The sequence below is a fragment of the Zoogloea sp. LCSB751 genome, assembly GCF_002028455.1.
Lineage (GTDB): Bacteria > Pseudomonadota > Gammaproteobacteria > Burkholderiales > Rhodocyclaceae > Zoogloea.
This window is the reverse complement of sequence record NZ_MWUM01000005.1, coordinates 107,532-127,876: the sequence shown is the minus strand read 5'-3', so window position 1 is coordinate 127,876 and position 20,345 is coordinate 107,532. Positions and strand designations below refer to the sequence as shown.

General features: G+C 68.4%; 19 protein-coding genes, 1 other RNA gene and 1 pseudogene. 14 read left to right on the top strand and 7 right to left on the bottom strand.

Annotated elements, in window-relative coordinates; translation table 11 throughout:
* Positions 1–8 precede the first annotated feature (8 nt).
* Together B4920_RS07735 and B4920_RS07730 are read left to right on the top strand one after the other, a co-directional pair.
* Complete coding sequence (locus B4920_RS07735; protein ID WP_079434048.1) at positions 9–2,255, top strand: molybdopterin cofactor-binding domain-containing protein; 2,247 nt, start codon at positions 9–11, stop codon at positions 2,253–2,255.
* A gap of 35 nt (positions 2,256–2,290) precedes the next feature.
* The gene (locus tag B4920_RS07730) at positions 2,291–2,674 is read left to right on the top strand and encodes a DUF6491 family protein (protein WP_079434047.1); all 384 of its coding nucleotides are present in this window, start codon (positions 2,291–2,293) and stop codon (positions 2,672–2,674) included.
* Between the two features lie 68 nt (positions 2,675–2,742).
* Here B4920_RS07730 and B4920_RS07725 read toward each other — a convergent pair whose 3' ends face one another.
* Entirely contained in the window at positions 2,743–3,444 is a 702-nt protein-coding gene (locus B4920_RS07725) for a PEP-CTERM sorting domain-containing protein (protein ID WP_079434046.1), read from the bottom strand.
* Positions 3,445–3,456: 12 nt separating this feature from the next.
* Entirely contained in the window at positions 3,457–6,510 is a 3,054-nt protein-coding gene (locus tag B4920_RS07720) for an ExeM/NucH family extracellular endonuclease (RefSeq protein ID WP_079434045.1), read from the bottom strand.
* 221 nt (positions 6,511–6,731) lie between these two features.
* Between B4920_RS07720 and gspG the strand changes: the two genes are divergently transcribed.
* The 12 genes from gspG to B4920_RS07665 are packed head-to-tail and all read left to right on the top strand — an operon-like array spanning position 6,732 to position 16,481.
* Positions 6,732–7,178 carry a type II secretion system major pseudopilin GspG gene (gspG, locus tag B4920_RS07715; protein WP_079434044.1) on the top strand — a complete coding sequence of 149 codons (447 nt, stop codon included), beginning with the start codon at positions 6,732–6,734 and terminating at the stop codon, positions 7,176–7,178.
* A gap of 3 nt (positions 7,179–7,181) precedes the next feature.
* Positions 7,182–8,357 carry a type II secretion system F family protein gene (locus B4920_RS30380; RefSeq protein ID WP_079434043.1) on the top strand — a complete coding sequence of 392 codons (1,176 nt, stop codon included), beginning with the start codon at positions 7,182–7,184 and terminating at the stop codon, positions 8,355–8,357.
* The gene (locus tag B4920_RS07705; protein WP_254050872.1) at positions 8,354–9,880 is read left to right on the top strand and encodes a GspE/PulE family protein; all 1,527 of its coding nucleotides are present in this window, start codon (positions 8,354–8,356) and stop codon (positions 9,878–9,880) included. Before B4920_RS30380 ends, B4920_RS07705 begins: the two co-directional genes overlap by 4 nt.
* Positions 9,861–10,568: a hypothetical protein gene (locus B4920_RS28395; protein WP_088179411.1), complete on the top strand. Its 708-nt coding sequence runs from the start codon at positions 9,861–9,863 to the stop codon at positions 10,566–10,568. The genes B4920_RS07705 and B4920_RS28395 overlap by 20 nt, the downstream gene beginning before the upstream one ends.
* Positions 10,565–11,110: a PilN domain-containing protein gene (locus tag B4920_RS07700; protein ID WP_079434041.1), complete on the top strand. Its 546-nt coding sequence runs from the start codon at positions 10,565–10,567 to the stop codon at positions 11,108–11,110. Before B4920_RS28395 ends, B4920_RS07700 begins: the two co-directional genes overlap by 4 nt.
* On the top strand, positions 11,107–11,673 hold the full coding sequence (locus B4920_RS07695; RefSeq protein ID WP_079434040.1) for a hypothetical protein: 567 nt from the start codon (positions 11,107–11,109) through the stop codon (positions 11,671–11,673). Before B4920_RS07700 ends, B4920_RS07695 begins: the two co-directional genes overlap by 4 nt.
* Complete coding sequence (locus tag B4920_RS07690) at positions 11,670–12,143, top strand: hypothetical protein (protein WP_079434039.1); 474 nt, start codon at positions 11,670–11,672, stop codon at positions 12,141–12,143. Before B4920_RS07695 ends, B4920_RS07690 begins: the two co-directional genes overlap by 4 nt.
* On the top strand, positions 12,140–14,377 hold the full coding sequence (locus B4920_RS07685; RefSeq protein WP_079434038.1) for a secretin N-terminal domain-containing protein: 2,238 nt from the start codon (positions 12,140–12,142) through the stop codon (positions 14,375–14,377). The genes B4920_RS07690 and B4920_RS07685 overlap by 4 nt, the downstream gene beginning before the upstream one ends.
* Before the next feature lie 23 nt (positions 14,378–14,400).
* Positions 14,401–14,868, top strand: a complete 468-nt coding sequence (locus B4920_RS07680) for a prepilin-type N-terminal cleavage/methylation domain-containing protein (protein ID WP_173862650.1) — start codon at positions 14,401–14,403, stop codon at positions 14,866–14,868.
* 5 nt (positions 14,869–14,873) lie between these two features.
* Positions 14,874–15,248 carry a type II secretion system protein gene (locus B4920_RS07675; RefSeq protein ID WP_079434180.1) on the top strand — a complete coding sequence of 125 codons (375 nt, stop codon included), beginning with the start codon at positions 14,874–14,876 and terminating at the stop codon, positions 15,246–15,248.
* Positions 15,245–15,751 carry a type II secretion system protein gene (locus tag B4920_RS07670; RefSeq protein WP_079434036.1) on the top strand — a complete coding sequence of 169 codons (507 nt, stop codon included), beginning with the start codon at positions 15,245–15,247 and terminating at the stop codon, positions 15,749–15,751. The genes B4920_RS07675 and B4920_RS07670 overlap by 4 nt, the downstream gene beginning before the upstream one ends.
* A gap of 10 nt (positions 15,752–15,761) precedes the next feature.
* On the top strand, positions 15,762–16,481 hold the full coding sequence (locus B4920_RS07665) for a LuxR C-terminal-related transcriptional regulator (RefSeq protein WP_079434035.1): 720 nt from the start codon (positions 15,762–15,764) through the stop codon (positions 16,479–16,481).
* 20 nt (positions 16,482–16,501) lie between these two features.
* On the opposite strand, the pseudogene B4920_RS07660 reads toward B4920_RS07665, so the two are convergent.
* The 5 genes and pseudogenes from B4920_RS07660 to B4920_RS07640 all read right to left on the bottom strand — a co-directional run.
* Positions 16,502–16,936 (bottom strand): annotated as a pseudogene (locus B4920_RS07660) (Wadjet anti-phage system protein JetD domain-containing protein); the annotation flags it as partial.
* 751 nt (positions 16,937–17,687) lie between these two features.
* Positions 17,688–18,051, bottom strand: a transfer-messenger RNA (tmRNA) gene (ssrA, locus tag B4920_RS07655).
* 59 nt (positions 18,052–18,110) lie between these two features.
* Positions 18,111–18,767, bottom strand: coding sequence for a phosphoglycolate phosphatase (gene gph, locus B4920_RS07650; protein WP_079434033.1), 657 nt, complete (start codon positions 18,765–18,767; stop codon positions 18,111–18,113).
* A complete protein-coding gene (gene ubiG / locus B4920_RS07645) occupies positions 18,760–19,467 on the bottom strand; it encodes a bifunctional 2-polyprenyl-6-hydroxyphenol methylase/3-demethylubiquinol 3-O-methyltransferase UbiG (protein ID WP_079434032.1) in 708 nt (235 codons plus the stop codon). The genes gph and ubiG overlap by 8 nt, the downstream gene beginning before the upstream one ends.
* Before the next feature lie 119 nt (positions 19,468–19,586).
* The gene (locus B4920_RS07640; protein WP_079434031.1) at positions 19,587–20,321 is read right to left on the bottom strand and encodes an OmpA family protein; all 735 of its coding nucleotides are present in this window, start codon (positions 20,319–20,321) and stop codon (positions 19,587–19,589) included.
* Positions 20,322–20,345: the final 24 nt, after the last annotated feature.

The window sequence follows — 20,345 nt, the reverse complement described above, 5'->3', positions numbered from 1 at the left end:
GGTCGCCAATGAACGCCCCCGATCTCGCCAGCGCCGGCCGCCGCAACTTCCTCCGCCAGTCCGCCTTGGCCAGTGGCGGCCTCGTGCTGGGTTTTTACCTGAACGGCACGACCCAGGCCGTCGAGCGGCTCGAAAAGCCCGCTGCCGGTGGTGCCGGGTTCAAGCCCAACGCCTTCATCCGCATCGGCCACGACGGCGTCGTGACGCTGGTGTCCAAGCAGCCGGAGATCGGCCAGGGCATCAAGACCTCCCTGCCGACGGTGATCGCCGAGGAGCTGGAGGTCAGCTGGAAGGACGTGCGCATCGTGCAGGGCGACCTGGACCCGGCCTACGGCCGCCAGAGCGCCGGCGGCTCCACGTCCACGCCGACCAACTATGAAGACTTCCGCCGTCTCGGCGCCGCGGCCCGGCTGATGCTGGTGGAAGCGGCCGCCCGTAGCTGGAAGGTGCCGGTCGGCGAGTGCTTCGCGGGAGATTCGGCCGTGCATCACCGCCCATCGAAGCGCAGGCTGGGCTACGGCCAGCTGGTGGACGCGGCGGCAGCGCTGCCGGTGCCCGACCCGAAGAACGTGCAGGTCAAGGACCCGAAGGACTTCAAGCTGCTCGGCAAGCGTATCGGCGGCGTGGATAACCACCAGGTCGTCACCGGCCAGCCGTTGTTCGGCATCGATACGCAGCTGCCGGGCATGCTCTACGCGGTTTATGAGAAGAGCCCGGTGTTCGGCGGCAAGGTCCGCTCGGCCAATCTTGACGCGATCAAGGCGCTGCCGGGTGTGAAGGACGCCTTCGTGATCGCCGGCACGGACGAGCTGCGTGGCTTGCTGCCGGGCGTGGCGATCGTCGCCGAATCCACCTGGGCCGCGTGGAGCGCCCGCAAGCAACTGCAGGTGGACTGGGACGAAGGGCGCTTCGCCAACCAGAGCTGGGCCGGCTTCGTCGCCGAGGCTCAGCGTCTTTCCGGGCAAGCCGGTGGAACCGTGCTGCGCCGGGATGGCGACGTGGGCGCCGCGCTGGCTGGCGCTGCAAAAACTGTCGAGGCGGCTTACAGCTATCCCTTCATCTCCCACGCCAGCTTCGAGCCGCAGAACTGCACGGCTCACTATAAGGACGGTGTGCTCGAACTGTGGGCGCCGACCCAGAACCCGGCCGCCGGCCAGGAGCTGGTCACCGCCACGCTGGGCATTCCGAAGGACAAGATCGTTCTGCACGTCACGCGCAGCGGTGGCGGCTTCGGGCGGCGCCTGTCGGCGGATTACATCGTCGAGGCGGCGGCCATCGCCCAACGCGTCAATGCGCCGGTCAAGCTGACGTGGACGCGGGAGGACGACCTGCGCCACGACCATTTCCGGCCGGCCGGCTTCCACTTCCTGCGCGGCGGCGTCGATGCAAAGGGCAAGCTGGTCGCCTGGCACAACCACTTCGTGACCTTTGCCAACCCGGTGACCCGCGACGGCAAGACCAGCTTGGTGCCGGGCAGCGGCGGCAGCCTGTCGGGCGACGAGTTTCCCGGCCGCTGGATCGACAACTGCCTGCTGGAACAGTCGGCTATCGAATGCGGCGTGCCGATGGGGCCCTGGCGGGCGCCGGGCAGCTGCGTGTTCGCGTGGGTCTTCCACAGCTTCATCGATGAGCTGGCCCATGCCGCCGGGCGCGATCCGCTGGAGTTCCGCCTCGACATCCTCGGTGACAAGGCCATCGTCGCCGGCACGGGTGAGCGGGGTACGCCCTACGATGTCAGCCGCATGCGCCAGGTGTTGCTGCATGTGGCGGAGAAGGCCGGCTGGGGCAAGAAGAAATTCCCCAAAGGCCAGGGCCAGGGCATTGCCTTCCATTTCAGCCACCGGGGCTATATCGCCCAGGTGGCCGAGGTGACGGTAGCCAAGGACGGCACTTTGAAGGTGGACCGGGTGGTGGTGGCCACCGACATCGGCGCGCAGATCGTCAACCTGTCCGGCGCCGAGAACCAGGTCGAAGGCTCGGTGGTGGATGGTCTCGGCACGCTGATGTTCCCCGAGCTCAACATCGAGCGCGGGCGCATCGTGCAGGGCAATTTCAACGAGTATCCGCTGATCCGCATCGCCGATGCGCCGCCGAAGATCGAGGTGCATTTCGTGAAGACCGACTACCCGGTCACTGGCCTCGGCGAGCCGGCGCTGCCGCCGCTGGCCCCGGCCGTCTGCAACGCGATCTTCGCCGCCACCGGCAAGCGCGTCCGCCAGTTCCCGCTGTCGCGGACCGACCTGCGCTGGGGCTGAGGGTCTTTCGCAACATGTCCTGAAGGAGGGTTCCGATGCGTTACGTGATCCTGCTCGTGTGGCTGGCCGTCGTCGGCGTGATCATCGGCTGGCTCGGTCTGGCGGCGGCGGAGGACGAGGCCGGCAAGAGCGAGCCGACCAATGCGCCGGAACTCTCCATTTCGGCGGTCAACGGCCGCGGCGTCCGCGACTGGATCGCCGAGGACGACAGCACGCTGCTGATCCAGGACAACTTCCGCAAGTGGTACAAGGTCCGCCTGATGGCGCCGTCGCGGCATCTGCTCCACGCCGAGAGCATCGGTTTCGTTACCGGGCCGTCGGGCATCCTCGACAACACCGGTGCGGTGGTGGTGCGTGGGCAGAAGACGCCAGTCGTGTCGATCACCGCCAGCGAAGGGCCGAAGCGCCAGCGCCGCTGAAGGGCGCGGCTTCGGGTGGTCCGGCCATACCGACGGTGGACGTCGGCATGGCCTGGTCGTGGGACGTCTTACTTCTGCAGCTTGCGGCGCGCGAGCAGGGCCAGGGCGCCGAGGCCCAGCGCCAGGCTGCCGGGCTCGGGCACCTGGTTGGCACTATTCAGGCGGATGTTGGCGAGGCTCAGCGACGAAGTGCCGACGTAGTCGTTCACATCGACGATGCCGAAAGCCAGATCCACGTTGCCATCGGCGCCGAAGGTGGTGCTGAAGTGGCTGCCGGTGGCGCCGCCGAACACGTCGGCCAGCGTGAACAGCGACTGGCCGATGAGCACGAAGGCGTAGTCGTTCATGCCGCTGAGCGGGTCTTCCTGGCTGGAGAACAGCCAGTCGAAGCTCAGCGTGTCGCCGGCCTTGACCGCCAGGGTCTGCTTCAGCGCCGAGCCTTCGAAGGCCCAGCTGCCGGCCGCCGGATCCGGATCGAGGCCGCCGAGGGGCAAGCCGACGAAGCTCTCCACACCGCCGGCCACGCCGACCGGTGCAGAGGAGGTGCCGGAGACGTTGAAGGCCCCGGCGCCGGCCGGTGCGTCATCCACGTCCAGCGAGGCGGTGGTGAGGGTGGCGCCATTCACCGCTGCCACGTCGCCGAGGGCGGACCAGCCGGTGAGGCCAGCCGCGAAGTTGCCATTCACCACCGCGGCGTGGGCAGGCGCGGCCAGGACGCCGGCGGCCAGCAGGGTGGCGGCGCAGCGGGAAATCAGGGTATGCAGTTTCATTGATGGTATTCCTTAGTTGGTGCGGTTCTGCTGGACGATGAAGTCACGGCGCAGGTCGATGGCGCTGACCGGCACGCCCTTCAGCAGTACCAGCGGGCGGGGCAGGGCGCTGCCGGCGTCGCCGTCGCTGTCGAACTGAACGCTGGTGCCGGCGGCGGTCTGAACCAGCTTCAGCACGCCGCGGCCCAGGTTGTCGGAGGTCACGCCGAGCTGGCTGACGTCGATGCGGTCGCTGCCCGGCGCGAAGTCGGTGATGGTGTCGCCGGCTTCGCGCAGGCTGCGATACACGAAGACGTCGGCACCGCCGCCGCCGGTCAGGGTGTCGGCGCCGTCGCCGCCGACGATGACGTCGTCGCCGGGTGTGCCGACCAGGGTGTCACGGCCGGCCGTGCCGTCGAGCTTCTTTACCAGTTGCAGGCCGATCACCACCGGGTCGTGGTCCGACGAGCGGTAGGGCGTGGCGGAGTACAGGTCCGGTTGGCAGGTCGGGCAGGCGGGCTGCTTGAACTCCAGGTTGTAGTCGAGGAAGGAGGGCTCGTCGGCGTTGATGTGCCAGTGGCCGACGCTGCCCATCTGGGTGGTCAGGGAGGCGGTGGTCAGCGCGTGGTCGATGTAGCCCAGCTCGCCGTCGAAGACGTAGGAATAGGCATTGCTCTCGTAGGCGGCGATCTGGTTCACCAGGCCGCCGGCGGTGAGGGCGTTGATCGGGTCTTCCTTGCCGTAGGCGTTCATGTCGCCGATCAGCACCACGTCGTCGTCGCCGGCCTTGCTCTTGACCTGCTCGACGAAGGACAGCAGGCGGGCGGCCTGCTGCAGGCGGCGGGCGTTGTAGCAGCCCTGACCGTCGCCCTGGTCGAGGTCGGCGCCGCTGGCGTCGGTACAGCCCTTCGACTTGAGGTGGTTGACGATCACCGAGAACTTCTCGCCGTTGAGGGCGGCGAAGGTCTGGGCCAGCGGCGGGCGGCTATTCACGGCGTCCGGATCGGACAGTGACGCACCGACGCGGGTGACGCTGGCCGGCTTGTAGATCAGTGCGACCTTGATCTCGTCCGTACCGGTGCCGGTGGAGGGATCGGGTACCGCCGCGTAGGTGCCGGCACCCATCGCCGCGTTGAGGCCATTCACCAGGTCCTGGATGGCGCTGGTGCTGCCGTAGCCGTCGTTCTCGATCTCCATCAGGCCGACCACGTCGGCGTTGATGGCCTTGATCGCGCCGATGATCTTGGTGCGCTGGCGCTCGAACTCGGCGGCGGTCGTGGCGCCGCGAGCGGTCGGGAAGCCGCCGCCGGTGCCATTGCCGTTGAAGTAGTTGAGCACGTTGAAGCTGGCCACCTTCACGTTGCCGCCGACGCTGGCCGGCGTGGTGGTGCGCGGGTTGGCGCGGGTGAAGCTCACCGCCTCGGTGGGGTGCAGGCGGTAGTCGATGGCGGCCGGGCTGCTGGCGTTGATCGGGCCCTGGTCGAGCACGCCGACCAGCGGGCCGTTCACCGTGTCGCCGGCGCGCACGGTGTTGCCGGCACCGATGTAGGGCGTCGGGCTGGGGTTCTGCAGGGACGAGCCGTCGTCCAGCACCAGCAGGCGGCGCTGGTTCTCGTCGGCCAGCGCGACGGCTTCCGGCGTGCCGGCGGCGTAGCGGTTGGTGGCCTTCTCGATGCGGCCGTTGGCCGCCAGGGTGAGCTGGCCGTAGCGGCCGAGGAAGTAATTCTGGGCGACGCTCAGCGGGCTGACGATGCGCACCAGCATGCCTTCGTAACGCTCCAGGTCGCCATTCACGGCTTCCGGCAGGCTGACGTCTACCGGCTGGACGCTGTTGCCGGTGGATAGCACGGTGACGGCGCTCGGGGTGGTCAGCTCGGTCAGGCCGTTGAACTCGGCCACCGTGCCCTTGACGGTGATGCGGTTGCCCACCGCCACGCCGGCCGGCATGGTGGCGTTGTTCACGTACACGAAGATGCCGTCGGAGGTCGCCGGGTTGCCGTCACCGCTGGGGTCCTGCAGGTAGAAGCCCTTCAGGTTAGGGAAGACCGCGGTGATCACGCCGCCGGTGGTGAGGGTCTCGCCCGTGCGCGGGCTGGTCGGGCCGCTGCCCTGGATCTCATAGACCGGGGTGAGGGCCGGCGCGGCGCCGACGCTCACGTCCACCGTGCAGCTGGCACTCTGGGATTCGTTGTTGCTGAACTGCACCTGCACCGGGTAGTTGCCCACGGCCAGGCCGGCGGCGGCCTGCAGCGTCACGCTGGCGGTGCCGCCGTCGGCGTCCGCCGGGGTGACCGGGCCGAGGCTGATGCCGGCAACCGGCGCGCCGACGATGACAGCGCCGGTGACGATGCTGTCCGCATCGGTGGCGGTGAGCGTCACACTGCCGGCGCTGCCGACCTGCACGGCGAGCGGGCTGCAGCTCGTCACGATGGCAGCGTTCACCGGCGCGGACACGCACTGGTTGAGGGGCGAACTGCTGTTGCGCGGCGACGGCGTGCCGGTCGCGAAATCGGTGCCGTTCTGGTCGGTGTCGCTGCAGCCACCGTTGGCGCGGAACAGGGCGGAGCTGCCGTTGGCAGCCGGCGCGGTGGCCGAGCCTTCCTTGAAGTTGGCGCTGCCGTAGCCGACCAGGTCGGCGATCTGTGCGCTCTGCTCGGCGGAGCACGGCGTGCTGCCGCCGTTACAGGCCAGGCCGGTGCCCACGTTGGCGAGGATCACCTTGCCGGCGCTGGCCGACAGGTTGAGGTTGCCGGTGGCGTCCGGTGTCGGTACGGCCGTGCCCGCGGTGGCGGTGGCCAGGCGTACCAGCAGGTACTGGCCGGGCTGCAGGGTGCCGTTTACGGCGGCGACGCCGTTGCCGCTGAAGTTGCCCGTGCCGGTGGCGCTGGCGTACTGCACCGACCAGTTGGACAGGGTGACCGCCGTGGCGCCACGGTTGAACAGCTCCACGTAGTCGGCGTTGTAGATGTTGCCGTTGCCGCCGTAGATCTGGCTGATGACGACGTCGGACGCAGCCGTGGCCAGGCCGCTGGCAGAGAGCAGGCCGACGGCGCAAAGGGCCGTGGCGAGACGATGGGGTGTGGGCATTGGGGCTCCGTGTTCTTTCTTGAGAGAGCCCGCCACTCTAGGCACCGCAGGCTACAGGGATCGCTTCGCCGGAACCGCCAAAACTGGGCTGACCGGATCAGGCCGGGCGAATGATCGTGTAATGAAAATGGTGTATGCCATAAGACGGCTTGTAGTTGAAATGGATCCTGTCGCCGGTCTTTCAAATTCCTGTCATGGAGCATGGCTAGCCTTTGCCGGCTATGCCTACGCCTGACCTTCGTCCCGTCCGTTCCTATCGTTCACATCGTCCGCGGGGGTTCACACTTCTCGAACTACTGGTGGTGATGACCATCATCGGCCTGCTGGCGGGCTACGTGGGGCCCAAGTTCTTCGCCCACATCGGCAAGTCCGAGATCAAGGCGGCGCGTGCGCAGATCGACGGGCTGGAGAAGGCGCTGGACCAGTACCGCCTCGATGTGGGCCGCTACCCAACGACCGAGGAAGGCCTGCGCGCCCTCACCGAGAAGCCGGCCGATGCGGCCCGCTGGGCCGGGCCGTACCTCAAGAAGGCGGTGCCCGATGATCCCTGGGGCAAGCCCTACCAGTACCAGCAGCCGGGCGAGCACGGGGAGTTCGACCTGTATTCCTTCGGCCGCGACGGCCAGCCCGGTGGCAGCGGCGAGGCCGCCGACGTCGTCAACTGGTAAGCCATGCGTTTCCGTATTCGCGCCCTCGGGGCTGCATCGTCCGTGGTGGACATCGAGGTCGATGCCGCCGATGAAGCCGCCGCCCGCGCGCTGGCCGCCGAGCGCCGCCTGGCGGTGCTGTCGGTCGCCCCGCTGGGGCGGCCGGCCCGCGCTGCGCGCTTCCCGCTGATGCTGTTCAACCAGGAACTGGTGGCCTTGCTGCGGGCCGGTATTCCGCTGGCCGACGCGCTGGCCGCCCTCGCCGAGAAGGAGGCCCGTCCGGCCCTGCGCGCGGTGGTGGACGCCCTCGGCCATGGGCTGCGCGAAGGCCGCAGTCTGTCCGCCGCGCTGGAAGCCCAGCCCGCCGCCTTCCCACCGCTCTACGTGGCCACCGTGCGCGCCGCCGAGCACACCAGCGACCTGGAGCCGGCCCTGTCCCGCTACGTGGCCTACCAGCGCCAGCTCGACGCAATCCGCGGCACGCTGGTTGCAGCGGCGGTGTACCCGGCCTTGCTGCTGGTGGTTGGGGGCGCGGTCATGCTGTTCCTGCTGCTCTTCGTGGTGCCGCGCTTCGCGCAGGTCTTCGAGAGCGTCGGTGGCGAATTGCCGTGGATGTCGCGTCTGCTGCTCGACTGGGGACAATTGATGGAAGCCCACGGCGGGCTGATCGGCGGCGTCATCGTCGCCGGGCTCGGCGGGCTGGGGGCGCTGGCGGTCCGTGCCGAGAGCCGCGCGGCGGCGTTGCGTCTGGCCTGGCGCCTGCCGCGCCTCGGTGAGCGGCTGCGCGTCTTCGAGCTGGCCCGTCTGTACCGCACGCTGGGCATGCTGCTGCGCGGCGGCATCCCCGCGGTGGCAGCGATGGGCATGGTCGAGGGCCTGCTGTCGCCGGTGCTGCGCCCCGGCCTGCTGGCCAGCCGGGCGGCGGTGCGCGAAGGGCAGGGCTTCACTGCCACGCTGCAGGCGCATGGTCTCGCCACGCCGGTGGCGCTGCGCATGCTGGCGGTGGGGGAGAAGGCCGGCAACCTGGGCGACATGCTGGAGCGCGCCGCCGACTTCCACGACCAGGACAACGCCCGCTGGCTCGAACTGATGGCCCGCCTGGCCGGGCCGCTGCTGATGCTGGTCATCGCGGTCGGCGTCGGCGTGGTGCTGGTGATGCTCTACCTGCCGATCTTCCAGGTGGCGGAGAGCATCCAGTGATTGCCTCCATCGGCCACGCCGAGCTTTTCGCGCTGCAGCCCGAGTTCGCTGCGCTGTCCTTCGACGACGCGCTGCGCCGCGACGCCTTCGCCGGCCGTAGCGACGACGGGCGGTTGCTGATCGCCGTCGCCGACCCGCAGGACACCGACCTGCTCGACGGCCTCGGCGGCCGCCTCGCCGAACCCTTCGCGCTGCGCCTGGCGCGCCGCGACGACCTGGCCGCCTGCCTGGCCCGCCACGCGGAATCCGGCCGCGTCGTCGCCGGTGTGCTCGGCGAGGCCGCCGCGGCCCGCGTGGACGACGGCGAGGACTTGTCCCTGCGGCGCATCGCCAGCGACGCCAGCCCGGTGGTCAAGCTGGTCAACTCCACCCTCTACGACGCCATCCAACAGGGGGCCAGCGACATCCACCTGGAGAGCGTGCCCGGCGGGCTAGTCGTCAAGTACCGGGTGGACGGCGTGCTGACCCGCGCCGGCGGCGCCCAGGGCAGCGAGCTGGCCGAGCAGGTGCTGTCGCGCCTCAAGGTGCTGGCCGAGCTGGACATCGCCGAGCGGCGCGTGCCCCAGGACGGACGCTTCAAGGTCCATGCCGCCGGCCGCCCGATCGACTTCCGGGTCTCCATCATGCCCAGCATCCATGGCGAGGACGCCGTGCTGCGCCTGCTCGACAAGGAACACCTGACCCGCGAGATGACGGCGCTGACCCTCGAAACCCTCGGCTTCGACGCGGCCACCCGCGCCACGCTGCGCCGCCTGGCCATGGAGCCCTACGGCATGCTGCTGGTCACCGGGCCGACCGGCTCGGGCAAGACCACCAGCCTCTACGCCGTGCTGTCGGAAACCCACTCGGGGCAGGAGAAGGTCGTCACCATCGAGGACCCGGTGGAGTACCAGCTGCCCGGCGTGCTGCAGATTCCGGTTAACGAGAAGAAGGGCCTGGGTTTTGCCCGCGGCCTGCGCTCCATCCTGCGCCACGACCCGGACAAGATCATGGTCGGCGAGATCCGCGACCCGGAGACCGCCGAGATCGCCGTGCAGGCCGCGCTGACCGGCCACCTGGTATTCACCACCGTGCATGCCAACAGCGTCTTCGACGTGATCGGCCGCTTCATGCACATGGGCATCGACCCCTACAACCTGGTGGCCGCCCTCAACGGTGTGGTGGCCCAGCGCCTGATCCGCATGAACTGCCCGGCCTGCAGTGCCGACTGCACGCCCGACGCCGCGCTGCTCGCCGACTCCGGCTTGGGCGGGAGTGGGGCGGCAGGCGGCTACCGCTTCCGCGCCGGTAGCGGCTGCGGCGCCTGCCGTGGTTCCGGCTACCGGGGCCGGCGGGCCATTGCCGAAGTGCTGATCCTCGACGACGAGCTGCGCGATCTGATCATTGCCCGCGCGCCGCTGCGCGAGCTGAAGGCGGCGGCCCGTCGGCGCGGCTTCGCCAGCCTGCGCGACGCAGGCCTGGCCCTGGTCCGCGACGGCCTCACCACTTTGCAGGAGCTGAACCGTGTCACTTTCGTGGCCTGAGCGCGCGACGCTGCACATCGGGCCGGACGCGCTGCGCCTGCAGTGCCGGGCCGGCGCGATCGAGCGGCCCCTTATCGATGCCGACTGGGGCGCAGCGCTGGCCGCCTTGCCGGTCTTGCCGCGTTTTTCCCGCCTGCGCGTCAGGATTGCCGACCGCTACGTGCGCTATTTGCGGGTGGCCTGGCCGCCGGGTCTGTCCGCAGAGGAGCGACGGGTTTTTGTCGAATATCGATTCGTTGAGGTTTTCGGTGCCGGGCCTTGGGCTGTGCTCACCGACCGCAACGCTGCCGGGCCGCAGTGCCTCGCGGCGGCGCTGCCTCTATCCCTGCGCGACGCGCTGCGGGACTGGGCGCGGACGCGCCGGTTGAGTTTGCGGGCGGTGGAGCCGGCCTTTCTGGCCGACTTCAACGAGGGTCGTCGCCGGCTCCGTGGCGACGGGGCGTTTGCCCGGCAGGAGCGCGGGCGCGTCACCATCGGGTTGTGGGCGGCCGGCGCCTGGCGGGCCTTGCGCAGCCTGCCGGTGGGCGAGGCGGACGGCCGCGCCGCGGTGGACGGCCTGGTCGCGCTGCTCGCCACGCTGCCGGAGGCACCGGCCGCCGGCACCTTCCACGTGGCCGGCGTGCAGCCGGCGGATGCGCCGCTGCCGTCAGGCTGGACCCACGCCGACTGCGCGGAGGCCCGTCCGTGAGTCGCGCCGTGCCGGCAGCCGTGGATCTGGACTTCAGCGGCCGCCGCCGACCGCCCGGCGCGCTCGGCTGGTTGATGCTGGCCTGCGGGGGGCTCGCCGCGCTCGGTGTGCTGCATGAGTTCGACGTGGCCGAGACCCGCCTCGCCGAAGCCCGTCATGCCTATGAACGGGCGCGCCGGCAGAGCGCCGTGACCCGCCCGGTCCGACCACCGGAGCCACCACTCACAGACCCTGAGCGCCGCGCGGCTCTCGGCGTGGCAGCTGGCCTCGGGCGCGACTGGAATACCTTGCTGGCGGCTCTCGAAAGCGCCGCCGACGATCCGGGCCTGGCCCTGCTGGAGCTGGACCAGGACGGCGCCAAGGGGCGCCTCAAGCTCAGCGGCGAGGCCCGCAATCTGCCCGAGGTGTTCGCCTTCGTGAAGCGCCTTGAAGCCATTCCGGCGCTGCGTGACGTGCGTCTTGTGAGTTACGCCTTCCGCCAGGACGGACCGATCCAGGTGGTCGGCTTCGACCTACAGGCCCGCTGGGAGGCGCAGCCGTGACGGCGCTGCGTCTGGCCGTCGGTCTGGCCACCTTGCGGGCGGACGCGCAGCGGGTCCTGCGCGGGGCCGGCTGGGCTGGTGTGCTCGGCGTGGCGCTGACGGTCTTCGCGCTGGCCTTCGACGCCAGCGGCAACCGGCCACTTGCCGACGAGACCGACACGCTGGAGCGCCAGACCCGCAGCCTGCTGCGTCAGCAACGCCACACGGTGCCGCCGCCGCTCACTGAACGGGCGCGTGTCGACGCCTACTACGCTGCCTTCCCGGCCAGCGACGGCCTGCCCGACCTGCTGGTGCGCATCCACGGTTACGCGCTGGCCCGCGGCCTGGCCGCCGACAAGGCCGACTACCGTTCCACGCCGGTGGCCGGCACGCCGCTGGAGCAGGTGGCGCTGGAGCTGCCGCTGCACGGCCGCTACGCCGCGCTGCGCTTGTGGCTCGGCGACCTGCTGGCCGAACTGCCGGAGGTCGCCATCGATGGGCTGCTTCTGAAACGTGCCGACATCGGCGCCGAGGAGCTGGACGCACGGGCGCGGCTGGTGATCTTCCTGCGGGGGCGCTCGTGAAGCGCGCCCACGGACTGATCCTCGCGCTGGGCGCCGTGCTCGTCGCTGCCTGGTGGGCTGCCGGGCTGGACGACGCGGGTGAGGGTGGCCCGCGACCGGTGCGCAAGGCCGGCCGGGCGCGTCGCGTTGCGATGCCGGCCACGCCGCTCGGCGAGCTGCGCCTCGCCGCGCGTCCGCTGGCCGATGCCCCGCCGGGCGAACTCTTCCCGGCGCGGAGCTTCCTGCCGCCACCACCGCCGCCGGTCGAGACCAAGCCCGTCGCGCCGCCGCTGCCTTACCGCTACGGCGGCGCGCTGGAGGACGGCGGAGCGCCGGCAGCCTTCCTGCTCGAACGGGACGAAGTCCGCGCGGTGCGCCCCGGCGACGTGCTCGACGGCCGCTACCGGGTGACGGCGGTGAGCCGCCAGCGCATCGACTTCCTGTACCTGCCCCTCAATGAAGCCCAGAGCCTGAACACAGGCAATCCATGAAGCCACGACGTCCGTTCCGCACCCTGTTCGCCGGGGCCGCACTTGCCCTCGTAGTTGCCCTGTTGACCGCCTGCGCCGCCAACCCCGCCCTGGAAGAAAGCCGCCAGGCCTTTGCCAGCGGTACGCCGGAGGCGGCCCTGCGCGAGCTGCAGCAGAAGATTGCCGCCGACCCCGCCAACCTGGCGCTGCGCAGCTACTACCTGCGCCAGCGCGACCGCCTGACCCTGCGCCAGCTGGCCGTAGCCGAAGAGGCGCGGGCCGGCGGGCGTTTCGAGGACGCCGAGGCGGCACTGGTGGTGGCGCGCCAGTACGACCCCAATCATCCGCGGGTGGCTGCCGGGCTGGATCTGATCGCTGCTCAACGCAAGCGCAACCGGACGGCTGCCGAGGCCGAGAAGCGCCTGGAGGCACGGGACTTCGCCGGTGCAGAGCAGGCCGCCCGCAGCGTGCTGGCCGCCGAGCCCGGCCATGCGGTGGCGCGTGGCGTGATGCGTCGGCTCGACGAGCGTACTGTCGCCCGCGACCCGCTGCCGCTGGCGCTGAAAGGGCCGCTGGCCAAGCCGATCACCCTCGAATTCCGCGACGCGCCGCTGCGTGGCGTGCTGGAGGTGCTGTCGCGGGAGTCCGGCCTCAACTTCGTGCTCGACAAGGACGTGCGGCCCGACACCAAGGTGTCGATCTTCGTGCGCCGCAGCAGCATCGACGACGTGCTCAAGCTGCTGGCGGCGACCCAGCAGCTTGAACGCAAGCTCCTCAACGACAACTCGATCCTGATCTACCCCAACACCCCGGCCAAGCAGAAGGACTACCAGGAGCTGGTGACGCGCAGCTTCTACCTCGCCAACGCGGCGCCCAAGCAGGCCATGGAACTGATCAAGCAGATGGTCAAGACCAAGGACCTGTTCGTGGAGGAGCGCCTCAACCTGCTGGTGATGAAGGACACCCCGGACGCGGTGCGCCTCGCCGAGCGCCTGATCGCCGGCCTCGACCTGGCCGAGCCGGAGGTGATGCTGGAAGTGGAGGTGCTGGAGATCAGCCGCAACAAGCTGCTCGAACTGGGCCTGCGTTTCCCCGACCAGATTGGCTACGGCCTGCTGCAGCCCAACACCACCAGCGCGGTGACCACCACCACCGGCACCACCATCACCGAGAACCTGGGCGGCCAGCTGCTCAGCGGCAACGTGAACCTGCGCAACACCGGCGCGATGGTGCCCTACGTGGCCAACCCCGGCCTGCTGCTCAACCTGAAGGACCAGGACGGGGATTCCAACATCCTCGCCAACCCGCGCATCCGCGTGAAGAACCGGGACAAGGCGCGCATCCACATCGGCGAGAAGCTGCCGGTGTTCACCACCACCTCCACCGCCAACGTGGGCGTGTCGGCCTCGGTGAATTACCTGGACGTGGGCCTCAAGCTGGAGGTGGAGCCTTCGGTGCACCTGGACGAGGAGGTGGCGATCAAGGTGAACCTGGAGGTCAGCAGCGTGGTGAAGGAAGTCCTTGGCCCGTCCAACTCCCTGGCCTACCAGGTCGGCACGCGCAGCGCCGCCACGTCCCTGCGCCTGAAAGACGGCGAGACCCAGGTGCTGGCCGGGCTCATCAGCGACGAGGAGCGCAGTGCCGCCAACCGCCTGCCGGGTCTCGGCGATCTGCCAGGGCTCGGGCGGCTGTTCAGCAGCCAGCGCGACGTGGCCAACAAGACCGAGATCGTGCTGTTGATCACCCCGCGGGTGCTGCGCAACCTCAACCAGCCGGCGCTCGCCAGTGCGACCTTCGGCGCCGGGACGGAGTCGGCGGTCGGTGCCGCGCCGCTGCTGCTCGCACCCGTGGCGGGGCCGGCCGCCGGACCTCCGCGGGCCGAGGCGGCGCCTGCGGCGCTGCCGGTGGTGGCGATGTCGGCCGAGGTGTCCGCTGGCGAACTGCAGTTGGTCGCCCCGGAGCAGGTCCGTCCCGGCGAGGCCTTCGCGGTGCGCGTCAGCGGCGCAGTGGGGGAAGGGCGCCCGTTGCTGCTGGCCTACGACACGACGCTGGTCGAACCCCTCGACCAGCCCGGCGAGGGCGGCGACGCGCTGGCCCTGCGCTTGTCGGGTGGCAGCGTGGACGCGCGCTTCCGGGCCCGCGCCAAGGCCGCCGGCAATACCGTCTTCAGCCTGCTGGCGAGCGACCCGCGCAGCGGCGGATCGGTACAGCCGCTGAGCAACCCCGCACCGTTGCGGGTGCGTATCGCGCCGTGAGCCCCGGTGAGCGCCCTGCAGCCATGAACCGCCGCGGCTTCACGTTGATCGAGATGGTCGTCACCGTGGCGGTGGTGGCGGTGCTTGCCGCCATCGCGGTGCCGGTCGCCCAGCTCACAGCCCAGCGCGCCAAGGAAAGCGAACTGCGCCTGGCCCTGCGCCAGCTCCGCGAAGGCATCGACACCTACAAGCGCTATAGCGACGAGGGCCGTATCGCCCGCGCCACCGATGGCAGCGGCTATCCGGAGAAGCTGGAAGAGCTGGTGCGCGGCATCCCGGATGCCCGCGCTCCCGGCCAGGCGCGCATCTACATCCTGCGGCGGATTCCGCGGGACCCCTTCGACACCAGCGGCCAGGACGCCGCGGCCGGCTGGGGCCTGCGCAGCTACGCCAGCCCGCCCGACGCGCCGCGGGAAGGGCGCGACGTGTACGACGTGTATTCCCGCGCGCCAGGCTCCGGGCTCAACGGCGTGCCTTACCGGGAATGGTGACGGACATGCGGAACCGTGGCCGCCGTGGCTTCACGCTGATCGAACTGCTGGTGGTGATGGCCATCGTCGCGCTGCTCATCTCGATCGCCGCGCCGCGTTACTTCGTACACCTGGAGCGGGCGCGGGAGGCTGCGCTGGCCGAGACGCTGGCGGTCACCCGCGACGCCATCGACAAGTTCCACGGCGACACCGGGCGTTACCCGCAGGACCTGGCCGAGCTGGTGGACCGCCGCTACCTGCGCGCCGCGCCGGTGGACCCACTCACCGAGCGCCGGGATGGCTGGCAGTTGGTGGCCCCGCCCGGCGGCACCGGGGTGTGGGACCTGCGCAGCAGCGCCCCCGGTACGGCCCGCGACGGGCGCCCGTTCGGCGAGCTATGACAGCACACGGACGCCAGCGCGGCGTCACTTACCTCCTGATGCTGTTCGCGGTGGCAGCGCTGGGCTTCGGCCTGGCCCACTTCGGCGGCCTGTGGGCAACAGCAGCCCAGCGGGGGCGGGAGGCCGAACTGTTGTTCATCGGCGGTGAATTCGCCCGTGCGCTGGCCAGCTACCAGGCGGCCCTGCCCGACGATCCGGCTCCGGGGCCGGCGACGCTGGACGCGCTGCTCATCGACCCGCGTGTGCCCTTCGTCCGGCGCCACCTGCGCCGCGTGTACCGTGACCCGATGACCGGGGCGGCGGACTGGGTCTTGGAGCGGCAGGACGGCCGCATCGTCGGGCTGCGCAGCCGCTCCGAGCGTGAGGTGCTGCGCAGCGACGGCCTGCCGGAGTGGGTCAGCTCCAGTGGCGTGGCCGCTGCGGGCCTGCGCTACCGCGATTGGCTGTTTCGCCCGACGGACGTGATGACCCGAGGCCGCCCACTGCCGGCGCCGGGTCGATGAGGGCACGACGATGATGCTGCTCACCGACCTCGACCGGGAGCGCCTGCCGCTGGTGCTGGATGAGGCCATCCGCATCCGGCGCAGCCACCAGTTCTACCTGTGGGCGCAGGGCGGGCTGCAGAGCTTCCTGCCCCACGAAACCCTGATCTGCCTGAGCCGCTGGCCGGGCGGCGGCCGCGCCGAGGTGTTTTCCCGTCTGCCGCTGCCGGGAGGGGCGGAGGAGGGCGTGCGGGAGGCGGGTGAAGCCCTGTGTCTGGCGCTCTCACGCCACTGGAGCGCCCATGACAGGCTGCCCTGTTGCATTGATCCCACGACGGACTGCCCGCTCATGGTGACGGTGCTGGGATCGAAAGTGGGCGGGCCCGGCCTGCTCCATGCCTGCGACCTGTCAGCGGAAAGCGGGACGAGCGTTTTCGTGTTCCTGGGGCTCGCCGGCACACCGGGCGAACGGGAGCGCTACTTCGCCCGCCTGCTGCTGCCTTATCTTGCCAACGCCCTCGCCAGCCTGCCGCCCTCGGGTTTGTCGAAGACGCTTGAGTCCGATCTTTCGCCACGCCAGCGCCAGGTACTGGCCGGAATCCGCTGCGGCCTGTCCAACCGGGAAATTGCGGCCGAACTGGGCCTGAGCCCCCAGACCGTCAAGAACCATGTCCAGCAGCTGCTCGACAAACTGAAGGTGTCGAACCGCACCGAGGCTGCGCTGTGCTCCGTCATCACCAGGCCGGAATGAAGTGCAGACGGGCTGGCGTGCTATGTCGAGCTAATGTGCGTGAGCCTGTCGCCGAGCCACCGGTAGCCGACGTGCTCCTGTTCCAGGCGCAGTCCGGGCTGAAGATGATCGAAGCGGAGCGTGTCGTAGAGCGTGGCCTCCTCGGCCGTGAGGCGTGGAAGCTCGTGCTGCGTGGGGGCGGGTTCCTTGCCCCAGTGCAGGCGGTGGGCCAGAAGGGTCTCCCGGTCCATCAGGAACGAAGCCGCGTGGGGAAGGTATTGGCGCAACTGATCGAGGATGGCGAAGCCGTGGGTGTCGAGGTCGCCCCAGTAGTGCACGTTGCAGCCCTGCAGCCAGGTGGCGGGGGCCAGTGTTTCCCAGCCGTAGCCGGCGCCGAAGACGACGATCGCCTTCGCCACGGGCGGGAAGGCCAGAAAGTTGGTCTCGTTCTCGGTGATGAATACCCGCCTGACGGGGAGGGCAAGGCGGCCTTCCTCTCGTCACCGCCGGGATGAAGCGCTCGCCGTACAGGATGGCGAACTGGTTCATTACGGCTTTCCAGTATGTGATCGCGCTCTTCTTCTCGTTAGTCGTGGTGTGTAGTTCGTGCAGCAGCTGAAGTATTCCTTCGGTGTATGGAAGTGGGGAAGATTCTCGCCTCTTACCCACGCTCCGGTGTCGCGACGGTAGCGGTGTGATGGGCGGTGAATTCAACCTGCTTGTGGCGCCGGATGGTCAGAGCGGTTTGCAGTTGTGCTGCCATGTGGTCGTTCCTTGTAGAAGGCGATGCGTCCCGATCCAGTTCGGAAACCACGGTCCGCGATCCGCAGAGGCTGCATCCAAGCCTACAGGGGACCGTTATTGGACTGCGTTGATTTCATGAGAATTCTTCCGGAACGAAAGTTGGCAGAAAACCAGTGTCAGTCGAGGAAAGAAAACCGCTGCTTCTTCCATTGGAGTTGACGCGGGAAACTCAGGTTTTCTCCGTTCAGGCTCTGCCCGCGTCACGCCGCTTCCGGGCGTCGCGCAGGGTGAGCTCGGGATAGAGACGCTCACGGCCAGCATCTTGCGTTTTCCGTCAAAGCGGTAGTCGAAGTGCCATCGCTTACCGCCATGAGTTACCGGCTTGCAATAGCTCATACCGGACTACTCCGGACGTAAAAAAGGCCGAGAACCCTGATATTGCTAGGTTTCTCGGCCTTTTCCGGAACATCCCGGACTCGATTCTGGTGGAGCCGGGGGGAATCGAACCCCCGTCCGCAAGTCCTCTACAGTCAGTTCTACATACTTAGCCGACTTATTTGGATTTAACCCGGAGTTTAGCCAATCGGCAGGCCGACTACGGGCGAGTCACCTAGAGTTTCGCGCGGGACCAAGTAACCCGATCCGTTGCTAGTTCCTGTAAATGACACTGCATTGGGTTTGACCCCACCTGACCCAGGAACGAATCAGTGCAGTGGCTTAGGCCTTAAGCGGCCAGAGCGAAACGCTCGTCGTTGGCGTTTGTAGTTTTCCAGTGGATTTACGAGGTAACTGGTCCTCGGTATGCCCTGATCTGCTTTGCAACCCACGTCGAAGCCAGGTCGGCCCCTGTTTGTTACATCTTTTAGTTCCAGCCTGAGCTGGAAAGTTCCGCATGTTAACACAAACTCAGGTAGTGCTGAGCAGCGGCAGGATTTCGAGCGGATGCTGGATGATCACGTCGGCTTCCCACGCCTGGATCGACACGCCATTGCCGAGATAGCCGTAGGCGGCGGCCACCGTTTTCATGCCGGCGGCGCGACCGGCCGTGATGTCGCGGATGTCGTCGCCGACGTAGAGGCAATCCAGCGGATTGGTTCCCGAGACCTGGCAGGCGTGCAGCAGCGGATCGGGATGGGGCTTGGCGCGGGCGGCCGTGTCTCCACCCACGATGCAGCGACTGCGCTGGGCAAGCCCGAGTGTTTCGATGATCGGGCGTGCGAAGCGCTCGGCTTTATTGGTGACCACCCCCCAGGCGATGCCATGGGTGTCCAGGGCATCGAGGAGTTCGGCCATGCCCGCAAAGAGTTGCGTTTCGATGCAGAGGGTGTTTGCGTACAGATCGAGAAAGCGTTTGGCCAACGGTGGGTAGTCGGCCATGTCCGGCGTCAGTCCGAAGCCGATGCCGAGCAGCCCCCGCACGCCATTGGAAACCATCGGACGCAATTGCTCGAACGGCGTTTCGGGCAGGCCGTGTTCGGCCTGGAGGCGATGCAGGGTACCGATGAGGTCCGGCGCCGTGTCGGCGAGGGTGCCGTCCAGGTCGAAAAATACGGCTTCAGCCACGCTTGGAGGTCCGCATCAGGTAGTTCACGTCGGTATTGGAGCCGAGGGAATAGACCTGGCTGAGCGGGTTGTAATGCATGCCGGTCAGGTCTTCCACGTCGAGTCCGGCTTCGCGTACGTAGCGGGCGAGTTCGGACGGTTTGATGAACTTGGCGTACTCGTGGGTGCCCTTGGGCAGCAGGTTTAGGATGTACTCCGCACCGACAACCGCCATCAGGTAGGACTTGAGATTGCGGTTGAGGGTGGAGAAGAACACCTTGCCGCCGGGCTTGACCAGCGCGGCGCAGGCACGGATGGTGCTGGCCGGGTCCGGGACGTGTTCGAGCATTTCCATGCAGGTCACGACATCGAAAGCTTCGGGGTTCTCGCGCGCGATCTCTTCGGCAGAAATATGCCGGTAATCGACCGTGTGGCCGCTTTCGTAGAGATGCAGGCGGGCGACGCCGAGGGCCTTTTCGGAGAGGTCGACGCCGGTGACCTGAGCACCGCGAGCCGCCATGGATTCGGCCAGGATGCCGCCGCCACAGCCGATGTCGATGATGCGCTTGCCCGCCAGTCCGGCGGCGGCGTCGATCCAGTCGAGGCGCAAGGGGTTGATCTGGTGGAGGGGTTTGAACTCGGACTCTGGGTCCCACCAGCGGTGGGCAAGGTCACTGAATTTCTGCAGTTCGGCGGGATCGGCGTTCATGGAGTCGGACATCAGCAATAAGTCGGTGAGCAGATTGGAATTGTATGCGAGAGGCCGACCCGGGCTCAAAAACAAAAAGCCCTGCAACGCAGGGCTTTTTGCTGACTGGCGCGGAACCAGCGAATCGGCGATTACTTGGTGCCGATGACTTCGATTTCCACGCGACGGTCCGGCTGCAGGCACTCGACCAGCTTCTTGTTCTTGCCGGATTCCTTGCCGAGGTTCTTGCAGGCGTTGCCGGTGACGGGCTGCTTTTCGCCCTTGCCTTCGGTGTACACACGGTTGGCTTCGACGCCCTTGCTGACCAGGTAGCTCTTCACAGCGGCAGCGCGCTTTTCGGAGAGCTTCTGGTTGTAGGTGTCGCTACCGATGCGGTCAGTGTGGCCGACAGCCAGGATGACTTCCAGCTTGACGTCCTTGGACTTGGCAGCCAGATCGTCGAGCTTGGTCTTGCCGGCGGGCAGCAGGACGGCCTTGTCGAATTCGAAGAGGGCGTCGGCGGCCAGCTTGACCTTTTCGGAGACGGGAGCCGGGGCAGCAACCGGAGCCGGAGCGCTCTTGGCAGCAGCAGCGGGGGCGGCAGCGGTCTTAACGCACTTGTCCTGGGGCACGACGTCCTTGTCGCACTCGCAGCCAACCGGCAGATCGCCAGCCAGGGTGGTGGAGGCAGCCGCGGGCGTCCAGTAACCGGTACGCCAGCAGAGGTCGTGGCCGCTACGGGCAACAACGGAACGGGCGTCAATCACGTAAGGAACTTCGCCTTTCGTATCCACGACGACATCTTTGGCGAAGCTGGCGGAGGCGGACAGGCCGAGCGCGGCCATTGCGGCGGCAATCAGCAGTTGTTTTTTGGCTTGTTTGATCATCGTTTTCCTCGTCGCAAGGCAAAG